Here is a 15,104-nt window from a genome sequence, read left to right on the forward strand (position 1 = left end):
TTGCATATCTTTGCGAGCCTTCTAAATCGGACGCGCGTATACGTCAGCCCGGTGGCCTCCCAACTGCCTGTGACTCAGGGGGCAATCTTTGGCAAAGCTTCGAAAGTTTGAGCAGCGACAGACACCACAGGTATGAGAGGAATGAGTAGAAAGAAGGTGATCCAAGCCACGGTGTCGAATGATTTCAACGCCCTCAAGGTTGTGATGGCCAATAATCCGGAGAAAGGACAGGGGCGCGTCGATTGATCCTCAAGGAAACAAGGTTCCATCGAATAGCCCTGATGCACATTGGCCGATCAACAAATGAACCCTATCGAATTCCTGAAGACAGTCTACGTCGGCGATCGAGGATGCAAGTCCGTGTTGATCGATGGCTGGAACGCTGAGGTCAAGGTGCAGGTAACTTGTATTTCCCGGGTCAGATCTGCCTCGTGGGACTACTACTCCGCCGAAGACTTGCAAGACGGTTTCATCGTGTTCACAGGCGTGCAAAGCATTACACTCTCGCCGAGTGGTGTAATTCCTAATGACTCCATAAACGAAGTTCGCGCAGAGTCAATTTCAGATGATCAATTCTTGATCGTCATGAGTGTGGATGCAGTTGATGCTGCTGGCGCCCGGACAGAGGTGGAGATCCGGATCATGGCGGCGTCGATGGTTTTGGAAGATGCCAATATACCTGGCCTAAGAATTACTCAGTAAAGGGATTCGGCGTGGTGTCGCGCAACGCGCGCGACGATTCCAACGCGATTCGCAGCGTCGGCCAAGCCTGGTTGGCGACGCATCGCGCACCTTCGCGCGTGCGCACACTTTCTACTGACGCATTCATCGCTGATCGCGGAGCGGCTATGCGGAACTGGGGAGTGGCGGCGTTCGCCGCGATGGGTGTGTGCGCATCGGGCGCCGTGCATGGCCTGGCGAAGGAAGTCACGCCGCAGATGGAGTACGGCAAGACGATCAAGGATTACCAGTCCGTCTCGGCCGCCGGCGATAGCCCCTTCGGCGAATCGATCAACCCGATCACGGGCGAGCTGAGCTTCTCCCAGGCCGACATCGTGCTGGAAGGCACCGGGCCGGCGATCGTGCTCACGCGCACGACCAAGACGCAACAGCAGGACAAGAGTTACGACTCGCCGGTCTTCGGCGATTGGGATCTGTCGATTCCGCGCATCGAAACGATGCTGCGCGACGATCCGAAGACGCAGAAACCGGCGGGCGAGAACTGGCGCGTGGGCATCGCCAACACGCAGCAGCGGTGCACGCGGTTCGACGCACCGAACCTCGCGATGGATGAATGGTGGCACGGCTACGACTTCGTCACCGAAGACGGTGCGCGACAGTTGCTGCTCAAGCGTGCTGTCGAGAACACCGCGCCGAAGCCGACGATGCGTGACGCCGCCGGCGCGCCGATGGTGTTCCCCGCGCTGACGTTGTCCCACTGGCAGATCGGCTGTTTGCCCAACACCGCGAACGGCGAAGCCGGCGAGGCCTACCTTGCCGTCTCGCCCGACGGCACGAAGTATTCCCTGGATTACCTCGTGCAGGCCGACACGTCTGCGGTCATCGAAGACGATCCAGACGCCAATCGCATCCATCGTAAATTCGCAACGATGTTCGCAACGCGCATCGAAGATCGCTTCGGCAATTGGGTGCGGTACCACTACACCGGCAAGCAATTGACGCAGATCACGGCGAAGGATGGTCGCTCGGTGCGCCTGACGTGGGGAACCGAGTATCCCGTCGTGACGGCGATCACCGTGATGCCCGGCACCGCCTCCGAACGCACCTGGCGGTATTCGTATTCCTTCGCCGTCATGGGCGGCACGAACATCATCACCTCGGCCAAGCTGACCGGCGTGCAATTGCCGGACAACTCGCGCTGGACGTATGCGGGCTGGGTGGCCGATCTGGATCCGCCGTCGCACCAGCAGCAAACCAATTGCGACATCCGCAATGGCGGCCAGCTTTCGCTTTCGCAAGGCGATCGCACCGCGACCGTGACTGCGCCGTCGGGTGCCATCGGGACCTTCGTGCGCTCAGCAGCGTGGCGCGGGCGAAGCTACGTGTCGAGCACCTGCTACCGCGACCCGGTGACCAACCACTCGCAGGAAACCAACCCGCCGCTGTTCGGCGCTTGGGTGCTGACGCAACGCACGGTGAGCGGCCCTGGCCTTCCCACCCGGACTTGGACGTACGCGCACTCTCAAGCGCAGTCCAGCGCACTACGCGATGCATGCGCTGCTGTCGGGACGTGCGCGGAGGAAGCGTTCGTCGACATGAGCGACCCCGACGGGCATCGGACGCGGCTGGTGTATTCCACCCGCTGGGGCATCAGCGAAGGCAGGCAACTGCGCTCGGAGGTGTACCAGGCCGAATCGACGCTGATGCGCACGACCACCTACACCTACGCACCACATGACCAGGGCCCCTGGCCGGCACGCATCGGTTTGACGCGGATGACGCAGCGCACCGCGATCGACAAGCTGGAGCGCTTGTCGCCCGTGGTGACGACGACGATCGTGCAGCAGGGCAGGACCTTCACCTCGTCGGTGGAAGCGTTCGATGTCTTCGGGCGGTCGACGCGGGTGGTGCGGCGGAGTGCGCCGGCGCCTTGATCGAGGTGCGAGTCCAAACGAAGAAGATGGTGGATGCGAAGGTTCGGTAGAGTGACGAGGCTTGGACCCCCCGTGACCTGGAGCGACGCATGAACTGGATGGCATGCATCAGGCCGTTGCTGCTGATCGGAATCGCAACGTGGTCGCTTTCTCCCGCGCGGGCTCCTGCGGCGGTCCCCGACGCCGTGGCTGCGCCACCGGCATCGCCGCAGCTTGAGGCGAATCGCCTGATCGACGGTCTGGAGCGCCAACGCCCGCTCTTTCTCTTCGACATGCACGGCAACGCCAACGAAGACCTCCAGCGCCTGATGCAGCTCCGATTCGGCGCCACCGCGGCGACCGAAGCCGCGATCGATCGCATGCAGAACGCCTCTCGCCAAGAGGAGCTCGTCAACGCGCTCTATCACGTCATGGGTTACGTGAAGGATCCCGCCGCGATCCCGTGGCTCGAGAAGAAGCTCGCGTCGCAGCAGCGCGAACGGGTGTACGAACACCTGCTTCCGCTTTGGCAGTACGGGTTCAGCAACAGCTACGGCGTGGGCGATTGGCCGTGGTTGACGGGGCAGGACCGTTGGATCGCGTTCTTCATCGCCGCGCACGCGCGGGAGCGATCCGTCGAGCGCCGCCGCGCGCTGCTGGACATCCTCGAGGGATTCGATCGCCCGGCGGCCCAGCAGTTCTTCAGCGATTACCGCACCTCCGTGCGCGATCCGGGGGAACGCCTGCTCGTCGAAACGTATCTGCACGATCGCGGCGTCGCCGTGGACGACGCGCGCATCGCCGAAGCGATCAAAGCGCTCCAGGGGGACCGGGACAACCGGGATTTGCTGCTGGGGACGGGGTATGCGCTCCGGCACGCGGCCTACATCCCGTACCTGATCCGCACCTTCGACGTGGAAAGCCAGCGCACGCCGGATCGATACGAAAGCCGCGAGCTGCTGCGACGGATCACGTTGCTCGACAACCTGCACACCGCGCGCGATTGGCGCACGTGGTATGCGCAACATGGCGATCAGACGCGCGCACAGTGGGTCGCGGCCGCGTCCGCGGAATTGCGAGCGCGGTTGGCGCGAGATCCCGTCGCGGCGAAGGCGTGGTTCGAAGATCGCGTGTACGTCTGGGACGACATCGCGTTCCTCGACGTCGTGCGAACCGAACTGGTGCTACGCCCCGACTTCCATGATCTCATCGCGACATGGATCAACCTGACCTATCACACCGGGAATCGGAGTCTGCTCGCGCCACTGGCGAAGGCGATCGCCCAGAGCCCGACGTTGAGCGCGCGGTCGCGAGAGATGCTCGGTGAACGCGGCTACTTACCGCGTGAGGAGGAGCGGTCGTGGGAGCGCGAAGTCGGTCTCGACAACTACAGGCTCTGAAGCAGGGCGTCTACCGCGGCGGCTTCGCCACGCATTTCTTTTCCGCATCGCTGTAGATCTGGCCCTTCGGACACCCAAGCAATTCGTCGACCTGCTTCGGCGCAAGGCACCGCTGCGATCCCTCGTCGCACACCTTCTTCCCCAGGCACATCGGCTTCGGCGCGGGCATGCACGTGCCCTTGCCCGGATTGCCCTCGCAACGCTCCACCCCGTTGCACCACGAGCCGTCCTGGCATTCCTGGTCGTTGAAGCAACTCTGCGCGTGCGCGTTGCTCATCAGCGACAGCGCGAGGAGCAGGGCGAGACTGGCGATCGGTCGGAGGTCCATGCCTGGGACAACGCGATCGGAAAAGAAAAAGGGCCTGCATCGCTGCAGGCCCTTCGCACATCTGGAATAAGTGGTGGAGCGGAGGAGGATCGAACTCCCGACCTTCGCATTGCGAACGCGACGCTCTCCCAGCTGAGCTACCGCCCCACGAAGTCGCGCAGTATACGGAGGCGCCGCGGGACTGCCAAGTCGGTTGCGGCGATCCGCATCGCCGCGTAAGCGCTCGCAGCCCCGTTCAGTTGCCGGCCGCGGCCAGCAGCGGTTTGAGGCGCGCTTCGAGTTGCTGGCGGCGCCAGCCGGACAGGGCGCCGGGCCAGTCGTGGCCATCGAGCAGCGCTTCCAGCCAGCGGCGCGAGGCGAGGACGCCGTCGGGCAGGCCGAGTTCTTTCGCGACTTCCGCCGTCGTGTCCTGCAGTTTGCGCAGGGCGACCTTGTCGCGTTCTTCGCTGCGCGGCGGCGGGGCGTCGGCTTCGTCGGGGAGCGGGGTGGTCAGCGCGGTCCAGATGGCGTCGACCAGGCTGCGCGGGGATTTCGGGATCGCATCGAGCTGGCGCTTGAGGCCGTCGCGATCGATCGGCGGCGTGCGCGCGAGCGTGGTCGCCAGTTCGTTGTCGAGGATCCAGCTGCGCGGGCGGTCGCTTGTGCGCGCGTAGGCGTCGCGCCAGCGGAGCAGGCGCAACAGGCGGCGTTGGCCCGCGATGTCGAGGAATTGCGCGGCGCGCATCGACAGGTGCGGCCAGCGCTCGCCGGCTTCGTCGGCGCCTTGCGCCAGCCGTGCGCTGTCTTCGTCGAGCCACGCGCGACGGCCGAGCGCGTCCAGTTTCTCGGCGAGCCCGCGATACAGGGCGTCGAGATACACCACGTCATCGGCGGCGTATTTCAGTTGCGCGTCGCTGAGCGGGCGGCGCAGCCAGTCGGAGCGTTGTTCGCCTTTCTCCAGCGCGACGCCGAGCATGTGCTGCACGAGGCGTTGATATCCCATGCCCGCGCCGACGCCCGCGAGCCCGGCGGCGATCTGCGTGTCGAACAAGGGCGTCGGCGCCACGCCGCACGCGCGCTTGAACGCGACGATGTCTTCCGATGCGCTGTGCATCACCTTGAGCACGCCCGGATCGGCGAGCATCGGCGCGAGCGCTTCGCACATGCCGTCCTTCAGCGTGTCGACCAGGAGGATCTGCTGCGCGCCGTCGGCATCGTCGAACGCGATCTGCACGAGCGCCAGCTGCGGCCAGTAGGTGCGTTCGCGGATGAACTCGGTATCCAGGCCTACGCGGGCGGGGCGGTGCGCCAGGCGCGCCGCGAGGTCGGTGGGGTCGGTGATCCAGTAATGCACGAGGCTTCTTGCGAACAGGGCAGGGCGCCAGACTAACCGGGCGCCCGCGCCCAAGTCACGGTTGTTGCCCCGGAGACCGGCGATGGCCCACCATCGTCGCGTCACGGCCCCACGGACGTTCATGACGCCTCCACGGACCCGCTCGCTCCCCCTGCTTGCCTTCGCGTGCGCGCTCGCGCTCGCCGCCTGCGATGGCAAGCGCGCGGACCAGGCTGCAACCCCCGATTCCGAACGCAATCCGTTGGTGACGATCACCGGCGAGGAAGCGGTCGTCGTTCCCGCGTGGCAACCGCCGCCGGTGATGATCGCCACGGGCGAAGAGCCCGCGGTGCTCGCCGAAGCGAAGCAGGCGCTGGAGGAAGACCGCCTCTTCGGTGGTCCGCGCGATGCGGTGCCGTTGTTGCTCGAATTGAGCGCGCGCGCGCCCGACGATGCCGACGTCAAGCGCACGCATGCGCGCGCGATCGCGCTATTGATCGCGCAGGGCGATGCCGCGCTCGGCCGCATGGACGCCGATCCCAATGGCCTGGTGCATGCGCACGAAGTCGGCGAAGTCGGGCGGACGGCCGCGCCGGAGGATCCGTCGATGCGCGAGTATCTGTCGCGCATCGATCGCGCCGATCAATCGGTCCAGCTCGATCATCGTGGCGAGCGCGAATTGCAATCGGGTCGGTTGGGTGAAGCGCCGGGCGATCGCGGCGCGCTGGATTATTTCCGCGAAGCGCTGGAGCGTCGCCCCGGCGATGCGCGCGCGGCGCAAGGCATCGCCGCGGTCGAAAGCGCCCTGATCCGCCGCGCGGAAGAACGCGCCGCGCAGAACGATTTCGACGGCGCGGAGCAGTGGTTGAAGTTCGCCGATCGCGTGCGTCCCACCATGACGACCGCGGAGGACGCGCGGGCGCGCATCGCGACGCAGCGCCGCGCCAGCGTCGATGCGATGCGCGACAAGGGCATGGCCGTGCTCATGCGCGAGAACGGCTTGCCCGAAGCGCGCCGCACCTTGTCCGACATGTTGCGCATCGCGCCGCCGGGCGATCCGGCCGCGGCCGAGTTGCGCACGCGCATCGACCAGGTCGCGCATTACGGCCTGTTCCGACCGGGGCAGGTGTTCACCGACGCATTGCGCAGCGGCGCGCGCGGGCCGCAGATGGTGGTGGTGCCGCACGGCGGTTTCAGCATGGGCGCGCGTGAGGGCGAAAACGATGCGTCCTCGTCCGAGCGTCCGCTGCATTACGTGCGCTTCGACCGCGGCTTCGCGATGGCGCGCACCGAAACCACGGTCGGCGAATTCCGCCGTTTCGTGCAGGCCACCAATTACAAACCACGCGCGGTGCGGCGCGGGCATTCCACCGTGTACGACGAACGCAGCGGCACGCTCGCGCGGCGCAGCGGCGTGGACTGGCGCCACGATTACGTCGGCCAGCTCGCGACCGACGCGATGCCGGTGCTGCACGTCAGCGCGCGCGATGCCGAGGCCTATGCGCATTGGCTGTCGCAACAGACCGGCGAGCGCTATGCGCTGCCGAGCGAGGCGCAGTTCGAATACGCCGAGCGCGCGGGCAGCCAGGGGAGCCTGGCTTGGAGCAGCCCGATCCCGCCGAGGTTCGCAGGCAACGTCACCGGAATGGGCGATCGGTCCCCGACCGGCCGCCGCTGGCGCAACGCCTTCATCGGCTATGCCGACGGCTACTGGGGCCCGGCGCCGGCGGGCATCTATCCGGGGAATGCATTCGGCCTTCACGACCTGAGCGGCAACGTCAGCGAGTGGGTCGCCGACTGCTGGCACGACGGGTACCGGCGCGCCCCCGCTGACGGGCAGGCCTGGGTGAACCCCGGGTGCCGCCAGCGCGTGATTCGCGGCGGATCGTGGGTGAGCGCACCGGCACAGGTGCGATCGGCCTGGCGCCTGTCGACGGATGGCGACACCACCAATGCGCGGCTCGGCTTTCGCCTCGTGCGGGAGTTGTAGCGCGCGTCCACTTTCAAGGAGCGGCGATGAACAGTCCCTACGGCAACCAGGCGCAAGGACGGCGCGGAATGGGATTCGGCGGGATTCGCTGGTGGGTGTTGCTGTTGTTCGCCGGTTATGCGGCGTACTACTGGTTCTCCAATCGCGTCGACGATCCGTTGACCGGCGAGAAGGTGCTGATCGACCAGAGCATCACGCCCGACGACGAAAAGGCGCTCGGCCTGCAGGCGTGGAACGAATTGCAGCAGACCGAGCAGATCGTGCCGAAGAGCGATCCGAACGCGGCCGCGGTCACGGAGATCGCGCGGCGGTTGATCGTGAAGATTCCGGAAGTCTCCGATGCGCTCGCCGCCGAACACGGCATGCAGGCGCCGCATATCGAGAAGACCTTCGATTGGGATGTGAACCTGATCCAGTCCGACCAGGTCAACGCGTTCTGCCTGCCGGGCGGGAAGATGGCGGTGTACACGGGGCTGATCCCGGTCGCGCAGAACAACGACGCGATGGCGGTGGTGATGGGCCACGAAATCACGCATGCGTTGCTGCGCCACGGTGCGCAGCGCATGTCGGAACAGAAGCTCGCGCAGATGGGCCAGATGGCCGGCGCGATGAGCGGCATGGACGCGCAGCAGATGCAGGCGGTGATGGCCGTGTACGGCTACGGCCGCGCGCTGCCGTACGCGCGCAAGCAGGAAACGCAGGCCGACGAGATGGGATTGATGCTCGCCGCGGCGGCGTGCTTCAACCCGGAAGAAGCGATCCCGCTGTGGCAGCGCATGGAACAGGCGAGCGGCGGACAGGCGCCGCCGGAATTCTCGAGCACGCATCCGAACCCGGGCACGCGCATCCAAAACCTGCAGGCCTTGATGCCGAAGGCGATGGAGTATCGGAAGAAGTTCTGCGAGACGGCGCGCTGAAGATTTCATCCCCCTTCCAAGGGGGATCAATCGCGCAAAGCGCGATTGAGGGGGATCAAGGACGCGCAGAGATCACGCAACCCCACCCCAGCCCTCCCCTGCCAGCAGGGGAGGGAGCAAATCAGAAGCTCATGAAGAGGCCGCCGTTCACCGGAATGTTCGCGCCCGTGATGAAGCCCGCTTCGTCATTCGTCAAAAACTCCACCGTGCGCGCGATCTCGCTCGGCTTGCCCAGTCGACCGACCGGCACGCCTTCGACGATCTTCGTGCGCACGTCTTCCGGCACCGCCATGACCATCGCGGTTTCGCAGTAACCCGGCGAGACGCTGTTGACGGTGACGCCCTTGCGCGCGACTTCGCGTGCCAGCGCCATCGTGAAGCCGTGCATGCCGGCCTTCGCAGCGGAATAGTTGGTCTGGCCGAACTGGCCGGTCTGGCCGTTCACCGAGCTGATGTTGACCACGCGACCGAAACCGCGCGTCGTCATGCTGTCGACCACGTGGCGGCACATGTTGAACACGCCGTCGAGGTTGATGTTCAGCACGGCATCCCAGTCGGTGCGCTCCATCTTGCGCAGCGTGCCGTCGCGCGTGATGCCCGCGGCGTTGACGAGGATGTCGATCGGGCCGCGTTCGGCTTCGACCTTGCGGACGAGTGCACCGCACGCGTCGAAGTCGCCGACGTTGCCGGATTCGAAATGCACGTCGAGGCCGTCGACGTCCTGGCGGAATTGCGCGATGCGCTCCTCACGCGCGCCGAGGTCGGCGGCGATGACGGTGCGGCCCGCACGGGCGAGGGTCTTGCAGATCTCGGTTCCGAGACCACCGATGCCGCCGGTCACGACGGCCACGCGCTTGCTCATGGGATTCCTGATTGGTGCAGTGCAACAGCCGGCAGCGTGCCAGCGGCTGGAGAGGCCGTCAACGCACGCCGGTCACAGTCGCGGCGTGCGGGTCCGAGGATCAGGCCTTCGACTTGTCCTTTTCGTCCTTCTCGTCCCGGGCCGGCGCGGCGCGGGGCGCGGCCGGGCGGCCCATCCCGCCGACCAGGCCGTTCTGGAAGTCCTTCCACATCTCCAGGTTCTTCTCGGTCAGCTGGTTGAGCATCGTCCAGGGCGCCTGGCCGATCAGCCCGCTCATCTGCTGGCGGAACTGTTGCTGCTGCTCGAGGAACATCTGCATCGAGCGCTCGAGGTAGTTCCCCATGAAGCCCTGCAGCGAATCCCCGTAGAACCGGATGATCTGGCTGAGCAACTGGGTGGAGAGGATCGGTTCTCCCTCCTGCTCGTGCTCGGAAATGATCTGGAGGAGCACGCAGCGCGTGAGGTCTTCGCCGGTCTTGGCGTCGCGCACCTCGAATTCCTCGCCCTCGACGATGAGCTGGCGCACATCTTCGATGGTGATGTAACTGGAGATCCGCGTGTCGTAGAGACGGCGGTTGGGATATTTCTTGATGACGCGGACTGGCATGTGCGGTCGACCCCCGAAGACGGCGTGCCCGAGCATGGCGCACCGCAACAGGGGATTGCAACAGGACTGTCAAGACCCTCAGGTCATGAACGTGAATTCGTCGGTTCGGGGCGATTCAATTTCGCCCCGCGCCCGGTCATCTGCCGCGATTCACCAGCCCATGTACTGGCCGCCGTTCGCCGAAAGGTTGGCGCCCGTGATCCAGCCGGCCTCGTCAGGAAGGAAGAACGCGACTGCGTAGGCGATCTCGTCGGGCTCGCCCAGGCGCCCGGTGGGGATCTGCGCGACGATCTTGTTGCGCACTTCCTCGGGCACGGCCATCACCATGTCGGTGCCGATGTAGCCCGGCGAAACCGTGTTGACGGTGATCCCGAACTTCGCGTTCTCCTGCGCCAGCGAGATGGTGAAGCCGTGCATGCCGGCTTTGGCCGCGGCGTAGTTCGCCTGGCCGTACTGGCCTTTCTGCCCGTTGATCGACGCGATCTGGATGATGCGGCCCCACTTGCGCGCGCGCATGCCCTCGATCACCGGGCGCGTGACGTTGAAGCAGGAGTCCAGGTTCGTGCCGATGACTTCGCGCCATTGGAGCGTGCTCATCTTGTGGAACGTGGTGTCGCGCGTGATGCCCGCGTTGTTGACGAGGATCTCGACGGGGCCGAGTTGCGACTCGACGGCGCGGACCATCGCTTCGGCGTCTTCGTCGCTGGAGACATCGCCCGGCGCGAGCGCGACGTCGATCCCCTCCGCACGCAACTGCGCCTGCCAGGCGCGCGCTTTTTCCTCGTTGCGGTAGTTCGTCGCCACCCGATGCCCCGTCAGCGCCAGCCGCCGGCAGATCGCCGTGCCGATGCCGCCGGTGCCGCCCGTCACCAAAGCCACCCTGGATGTCATGCGCCTCTCCCTGGTCTGTCGCGTGGATTAAAGCCGGTCGGTCCAGTCTAGGACGCGATTGCGACACCTGTGTTGTGCAACGCAACGGATTCCGACGGAATGCAAGCTGGCGAGAAGGCTTCACGCGCCGCGGCGAGTGTTCCGGCGAGATCGGTGCACGATTCCAACGCCGCCGGATCCTGGCCCAGGGCGCGCCAGGCAAAGCGCAGGGCGGGCAGGGGGTTGGCGTCGTCGATCGGCACCGCGTCCGTCGACTTCGACAGCTTGCGCCCCTGCGCGTCAACGATGAGTGGCAGGTGCGCGTAACTCGGCGTTGGCAGGCCGAGCGCGCGTTGCAGGAGGATCTGGCGCGGGGTGGAGTCGAGCAGGTCGGCGCCGCGCACGACATCGGTGATCGCCTGCGCCGCATCGTCGACGACCACGGCGAGCTGGTAGGCCCAGAAGCCGTCGGCGCGCCGCAGCACGACATCGCCGACTTCGGTCCCCACGTCCTGCGCCACGCGGCCCTGGATGGCGTCGTCGAAGGCGACGCTCTCGCCGCAGGGGATGCGGAGCCGCACCGCCGGTGCGCGGCCGGCCTGCGGCCCGGAGACGCAGGCGTGATGCAGGCCGCCGGTGGCGGCGAGGTCGCTGCGACTGCACCAGCATTCGAATGCGGCGCCGCTGCCCAGCAGGCGATCGAGCGCTTCGCGATAAGCGGTGTCGCGCGAACTCTGGCGCAGGATCGGGCCGTCGGACACCAGCCCGAAGGCTTCCAGCGTGCGCAATTGGCGCTCGATCGCGCCCGGTTGCTCGCGCGGCGGATCGAGATCTTCCACGCGCACCCACCATTCGGCGCCATCGTGACGGGCCAGCAACCAGCTGCCGAAGGCCGCAAGCAGCGAGCCCGGATGCAGGTCGCCCGTGGGCGAGGGCGCGAAGCGTCCGCGTCGGGCGGGACGCAGGCGGGGTTGGGTCGGGTCGGTTCGCATCGACATTCGGCTTGAATTTAAACAAACATCGCCACACTTCCCCTATACGGCCGCTACTCCCCCGACGGCCCGGATGCGACGACCATGTTCAAGCGCCTCGTGTTGTTCCTCGCCACCAACCTGGCCGTCCTCGCGCTGCTGAGCGTGGTGATGGCGATTTTCGGCGTCAATCCGCAGTCCGCGACCGGGTTGATCCTCTTCGCCGCGGTGTTCGGTTTCGGCGGCTCGATCATCTCGCTGCTGATCTCCAAGTGGATGGCCAAGCGCGCGACCGGCGCGCACGTCATCGAACAACCGCGCAACGAAACCGAACGCTGGCTGTTCGAAACCGTGCAGCGCCAGGCCAAGGCCGCCGGCATCGGCATGCCGGAAGTGGCGGTCTACGACGCGCCGGAAATCAACGCCTTCGCCACCGGCGCCAATCGCAACAAGGCGCTGGTCGCCGTGTCGACGGGCTTGCTGCGCGCAATGGATCGCGATGAAGCCGAAGCCGTGCTGGGCCATGAAGTCAGCCACGTCGCCAACGGCGACATGGTGACGATGGCGTTGCTGCAGGGCGTGCTGAACACCTTCGTGATCGTGCTCTCGCGCGTGGTGGGCCGCGTCATCGACGGCTTCATCAGCGGCAATCGCGAAGGCGGTGGCGGTGGCATCGGCTACTTCGTCATCGTGTTCGTGCTCGACCTGGTGTTCGGCCTGTTCGCGAGCATGATCGCGATGTGGTTCTCGCGTCACCGCGAGTTCCGCGCCGACGCGGGCGGCGCCACGCTCGCCGGCCGCGACAAGATGGTCGCCGCGCTGCAGCGTCTCTCGCTGACCTACGGCGAAAGCACGCTGCCCAAGCAGGTCGCGGCATTCGGCATCAGCGGTGGCGTCGGTCATGGCCTGCGTCGCCTGTTGATGACGCATCCGCCGCTGGAAGAGCGCATCGAAGCGCTGCGCAACTGGCAGCCGGCGGCGAATACGGTGCGACAGAACGTCGTGAGCTGACGTCGGCGGGAATTGGGAATAGGGAATGGGGAATAGTTGAGTCGACGCGACTTGATGGGGCGCGAATCTACTATTCCCCATTCCCTGTTTCCCATTCCCAGCGGTTACTGGAAGTCGTAATCCATGTCGGGGCCCGCTGCCGCGAGGAAGTGCCCCTGCACGTAATCCACGCCGCTCGAGAACAGGAACGTCATCGACCCCGCGTCCTGCACGAATTCGGCGATCGTCTTCGCGCCTTGCTCCGACGCGCGCGCGCTGAATTCCTTGATCTTCGCCTGGTTGTCCGGGTTCTGCGCCAGTTCCTGGATGAAGGCGCGGTCGATCTTCACCAGCGCCGGTTCGAAGTGCTGCATCAGCTGGAAGGAGTTGAGGCCGGTGCCGAACTGCTCCAGCCCCACGCGGCAACCGAACTGCTTCACCGTCGTGCGGAAGGCCTGCGCCTGCTTGAGGTGCGTGAACACCTTCGACTCCGGCAACTGGAACACCAGCTTCTCGCCCGGCACCTTGTGCGCCGCGAGTTGTTCGCCGATGAATTTCGCCAGCGTGTCGTCGGCCAGCGAGGCCTGCGTGATCTTGACCAGCAGCGTGGTGTCCTTGCGCTGGCGCGCACGCTCGGCGACGACCTGGATCGCGCGACCGGCGACCCAGCGGTCGATTTCCCACAGCAAGCCGTGTTCTTCGGCGACCGGCAGGAACATCTGCGGCGCCACGAGTTCGCCTTCGGACCCACCACGCAAGCGCAGCAGCGCTTCGTAGGTTTCGCCCGGTTCGCCGTGCAGGCTGATGACGGGCTGGTAGTGCAGCACGAAGCCGTCGCCGTCCACCGCTGCGCGGATGCGCTCGACCCACGCGCGCACGCGCTCTTCTTCGGCGCGGTCCACGGCACCCGGATCGAACAGCTCCACGCGATTGCCGCCCACGCCCACCGACGACTGCACGCCCTGGCTCGCCTTGGCGAGCACCTGCGTGACCGAAGCGATCTTCTCGCCGATCTGCACGCCGCCGATGCTCACCGTCGCCGACAGCGAACGGTCGCCGACTTCGAACACGTGGCCTTCGAACGCCGCGCGCAAGCGCTCGGCGAGTGCGACGGTGGCGACGTGTTCGCTATTCTTCGACAGCACCGCGAATTGGTGTTCGCCGAAACGCGCGGCGACATCCTCGGGCGCCAGCGCACTGCGCAGGCGGCCGGCAAGGCCGGCGATGAGATCGTCCGCCGCATCCAGGCCGATTTCCTGCAGCAGCTTCACGAAGTGGTCCGGCTCGATCAGCAGCAGGCCGTGGTGCGCGCCGCTCTGCGCCGTGCCGCCGACGGCCGACTCGAGTTGTTGCAGGAAGGTCTGGCGGTTGAGCAGGCCGGTGACCTGGTCGCGCTGGCGCAATTCCTCGACTTCGCGCGCCAGCTCCGGATCGGATTCCTGGCGGCGGAACACGATCTGGATGCACGCCTCGCCTTCGTAGAAGGCCGAGGTGAATTCCATGGTGGCGGGGAAGCGGTTGCCTTCCTGGTCGAGCGCTTCGAGTTCGTAACGCGGCGGCGGCGCGTCGCCTTTCGACAGGCCCTTGAGCAGCGTCTTGAAGTTGGCGACGTGGCTGGGCGCGACGAGGTCGAGCAGCGACATGCCTTCGATGTCCTCGAAGGAATCGAAGCCGAACATTTCCAGGTAAGCCTGGTTCGCGCGGATGTGCATGCCTTCGTGCACGTAGGCGATGGGCTCGCGCGAGGAATCGATGAGGGCGTCGCAGCGGCGTTCGGTCTCGCGGACCTGCGCTTCGAGCAGGCGCTGCGCGCGACGGGCCTCGAGGTCTTCCCACTCGGCGCGCACGGTGGCGAGCACGTGCGGCGTGCGGCCGCGCAGGATGAGCCCGCGGACGCCGCGTTCGCTGGCCTGCAGCAGGATGTTGTCGTCGACGGTGTCGACCACCATCAGCAGCGGGATGTCCTTGCCGCTGGCGTCGATGGCCTGCATCGCGGCGGCCATCGTGGGCTGCTTGGCATCCTTGGCCGCGATCACGATGTCGAGCGCGCCGCCGACGAGGGCGGGCAACGCTTCCTCGTTCTCGGGGCGCGACACGCGCACGGCGATGCCGGCGTTTCGCAGGCCGCTGACAATGGCTTCCGCCGCCTCGACACTGTCGTCGACGATCAGCAATCGCAGCACGCTGTCCTGTTTGGCTCGCATCCGGGTCTCTCTGGGTCGGGCGGTCGACCGGGGAGTGGAAAACGGTTCCGGCGACGGAC

The 15,104-nt window shown here is 66.1% G+C and carries 13 protein-coding genes and 1 tRNA gene; 6 read left to right on the forward strand and 8 right to left on the reverse strand.

What is annotated here, in order from left to right; translation table 11 throughout:
* Positions 1–303 precede the first annotated feature (303 nt).
* From GN331_RS08625 to GN331_RS08635, 3 genes are all read left to right on the forward strand, one after another.
* Complete coding sequence (locus GN331_RS08625; RefSeq protein ID WP_156641569.1) at positions 304–702, forward strand: DUF6258 family protein; 399 nt, start codon at positions 304–306, stop codon at positions 700–702.
* Positions 703–848: 146 nt separating this feature from the next.
* Positions 849–2,615, forward strand: a complete 1,767-nt coding sequence (locus GN331_RS08630) for a hypothetical protein (RefSeq protein ID WP_156641570.1) — start codon at positions 849–851, stop codon at positions 2,613–2,615.
* 89 nt (positions 2,616–2,704) lie between these two features.
* Entirely contained in the window at positions 2,705–3,994 is a 1,290-nt protein-coding gene (locus tag GN331_RS08635) for a hypothetical protein (protein WP_156641571.1), read from the forward strand.
* Positions 3,995–4,004: 10 nt separating this feature from the next.
* Here the strand turns inward: GN331_RS08635 and GN331_RS08640 are convergent, their stop codons facing one another.
* The 3 genes from GN331_RS08640 to rnd form a co-directional block, all read right to left on the reverse strand.
* Positions 4,005–4,322, reverse strand: coding sequence for a hypothetical protein (locus tag GN331_RS08640; protein ID WP_156641572.1), 318 nt, complete (start codon positions 4,320–4,322; stop codon positions 4,005–4,007).
* 71 nt (positions 4,323–4,393) lie between these two features.
* Positions 4,394–4,469 (reverse strand) — tRNA-Ala (locus GN331_RS08645).
* 88 nt (positions 4,470–4,557) lie between these two features.
* The gene (gene rnd / locus GN331_RS08650) at positions 4,558–5,655 is read right to left on the reverse strand and encodes a ribonuclease D (RefSeq protein WP_331713425.1); all 1,098 of its coding nucleotides are present in this window, start codon (positions 5,653–5,655) and stop codon (positions 4,558–4,560) included.
* A 121-nt stretch (positions 5,656–5,776) separates the two neighbouring features.
* Here rnd and GN331_RS08655 point away from each other — a divergent pair, with 121 nt between their 5' ends.
* Both GN331_RS08655 and GN331_RS08660 read left to right on the forward strand, forming a co-directional pair.
* Entirely contained in the window at positions 5,777–7,624 is a 1,848-nt protein-coding gene (locus tag GN331_RS08655; RefSeq protein ID WP_231734432.1) for a formylglycine-generating enzyme family protein, read from the forward strand.
* Between the two features lie 26 nt (positions 7,625–7,650).
* Entirely contained in the window at positions 7,651–8,541 is an 891-nt protein-coding gene (locus tag GN331_RS08660; protein ID WP_156641575.1) for a M48 family metallopeptidase, read from the forward strand.
* Between the two features lie 121 nt (positions 8,542–8,662).
* Here GN331_RS08660 and phbB (GN331_RS08665) read toward each other — a convergent pair whose 3' ends face one another.
* From phbB (GN331_RS08665) to gluQRS, 4 genes are all read right to left on the reverse strand, one after another.
* The gene (gene phbB / locus GN331_RS08665; RefSeq protein WP_156641576.1) at positions 8,663–9,403 is read right to left on the reverse strand and encodes an acetoacetyl-CoA reductase; all 741 of its coding nucleotides are present in this window, start codon (positions 9,401–9,403) and stop codon (positions 8,663–8,665) included.
* Positions 9,404–9,503: 100 nt separating this feature from the next.
* Positions 9,504–10,010, reverse strand: coding sequence for a polyhydroxyalkanoate synthesis repressor PhaR (phaR, locus tag GN331_RS08670; protein ID WP_156641577.1), 507 nt, complete (start codon positions 10,008–10,010; stop codon positions 9,504–9,506).
* 150 nt (positions 10,011–10,160) lie between these two features.
* On the reverse strand, positions 10,161–10,901 hold the full coding sequence (gene phbB / locus GN331_RS08675) for an acetoacetyl-CoA reductase (RefSeq protein ID WP_156641578.1): 741 nt from the start codon (positions 10,899–10,901) through the stop codon (positions 10,161–10,163).
* A 47-nt stretch (positions 10,902–10,948) separates the two neighbouring features.
* Positions 10,949–11,878, reverse strand: coding sequence for a tRNA glutamyl-Q(34) synthetase GluQRS (gene gluQRS, locus GN331_RS08680; RefSeq protein ID WP_231734433.1), 930 nt, complete (start codon positions 11,876–11,878; stop codon positions 10,949–10,951).
* A 78-nt stretch (positions 11,879–11,956) separates the two neighbouring features.
* Between gluQRS and htpX the strand changes: the two genes are divergently transcribed.
* Complete coding sequence (gene htpX / locus GN331_RS08685; RefSeq protein WP_156641579.1) at positions 11,957–12,862, forward strand: protease HtpX; 906 nt, start codon at positions 11,957–11,959, stop codon at positions 12,860–12,862.
* Between the two features lie 104 nt (positions 12,863–12,966).
* On the opposite strand, the gene GN331_RS08690 is transcribed toward htpX, so the two are convergent.
* Positions 12,967–15,045, reverse strand: a complete 2,079-nt coding sequence (locus GN331_RS08690) for an EAL domain-containing response regulator (protein ID WP_156641580.1) — start codon at positions 15,043–15,045, stop codon at positions 12,967–12,969.
* Between the last annotated feature and the right edge of the window lie 59 nt (positions 15,046–15,104).

Origin of the sequence: Noviluteimonas gilva, assembly GCF_009740395.1 — a bacterium.
GTDB lineage: Bacteria > Pseudomonadota > Gammaproteobacteria > Xanthomonadales > Xanthomonadaceae > Noviluteimonas > Noviluteimonas gilva.

Coding starts and splice junctions, on each gene's coding strand:
- GN331_RS08635 (WP_156641571.1), top strand. CDS start 2,705: ATGAACTGGATGGCATGCATCAGGCCGTTGCTGCTGATCGGAATCGCA.
- phaR (WP_156641577.1), bottom strand. CDS start 10,010: ATGCCAGTCCGCGTCATCAAGAAATATCCCAACCGCCGTCTCTACGAC.
- gluQRS (WP_231734433.1), bottom strand. CDS start 11,878: ATGTCGATGCGAACCGACCCGACCCAACCCCGCCTGCGTCCCGCCCGA.
- GN331_RS08655 (WP_231734432.1), top strand. CDS start 5,777: ATGACGCCTCCACGGACCCGCTCGCTCCCCCTGCTTGCCTTCGCGTGC.
- phbB (WP_156641576.1), bottom strand. CDS start 9,403: ATGAGCAAGCGCGTGGCCGTCGTGACCGGCGGCATCGGTGGTCTCGGA.
- phbB (WP_156641578.1), bottom strand. CDS start 10,901: ATGACATCCAGGGTGGCTTTGGTGACGGGCGGCACCGGCGGCATCGGC.
- GN331_RS08625 (WP_156641569.1), top strand. CDS start 304: ATGAACCCTATCGAATTCCTGAAGACAGTCTACGTCGGCGATCGAGGA.
- GN331_RS08640 (WP_156641572.1), bottom strand. CDS start 4,322: ATGGACCTCCGACCGATCGCCAGTCTCGCCCTGCTCCTCGCGCTGTCG.
- GN331_RS08660 (WP_156641575.1), top strand. CDS start 7,651: ATGAACAGTCCCTACGGCAACCAGGCGCAAGGACGGCGCGGAATGGGA.
- htpX (WP_156641579.1), top strand. CDS start 11,957: ATGTTCAAGCGCCTCGTGTTGTTCCTCGCCACCAACCTGGCCGTCCTC.
- GN331_RS08690 (WP_156641580.1), bottom strand. CDS start 15,045: ATGCGAGCCAAACAGGACAGCGTGCTGCGATTGCTGATCGTCGACGAC.
- GN331_RS08630 (WP_156641570.1), top strand. CDS start 849: ATGCGGAACTGGGGAGTGGCGGCGTTCGCCGCGATGGGTGTGTGCGCA.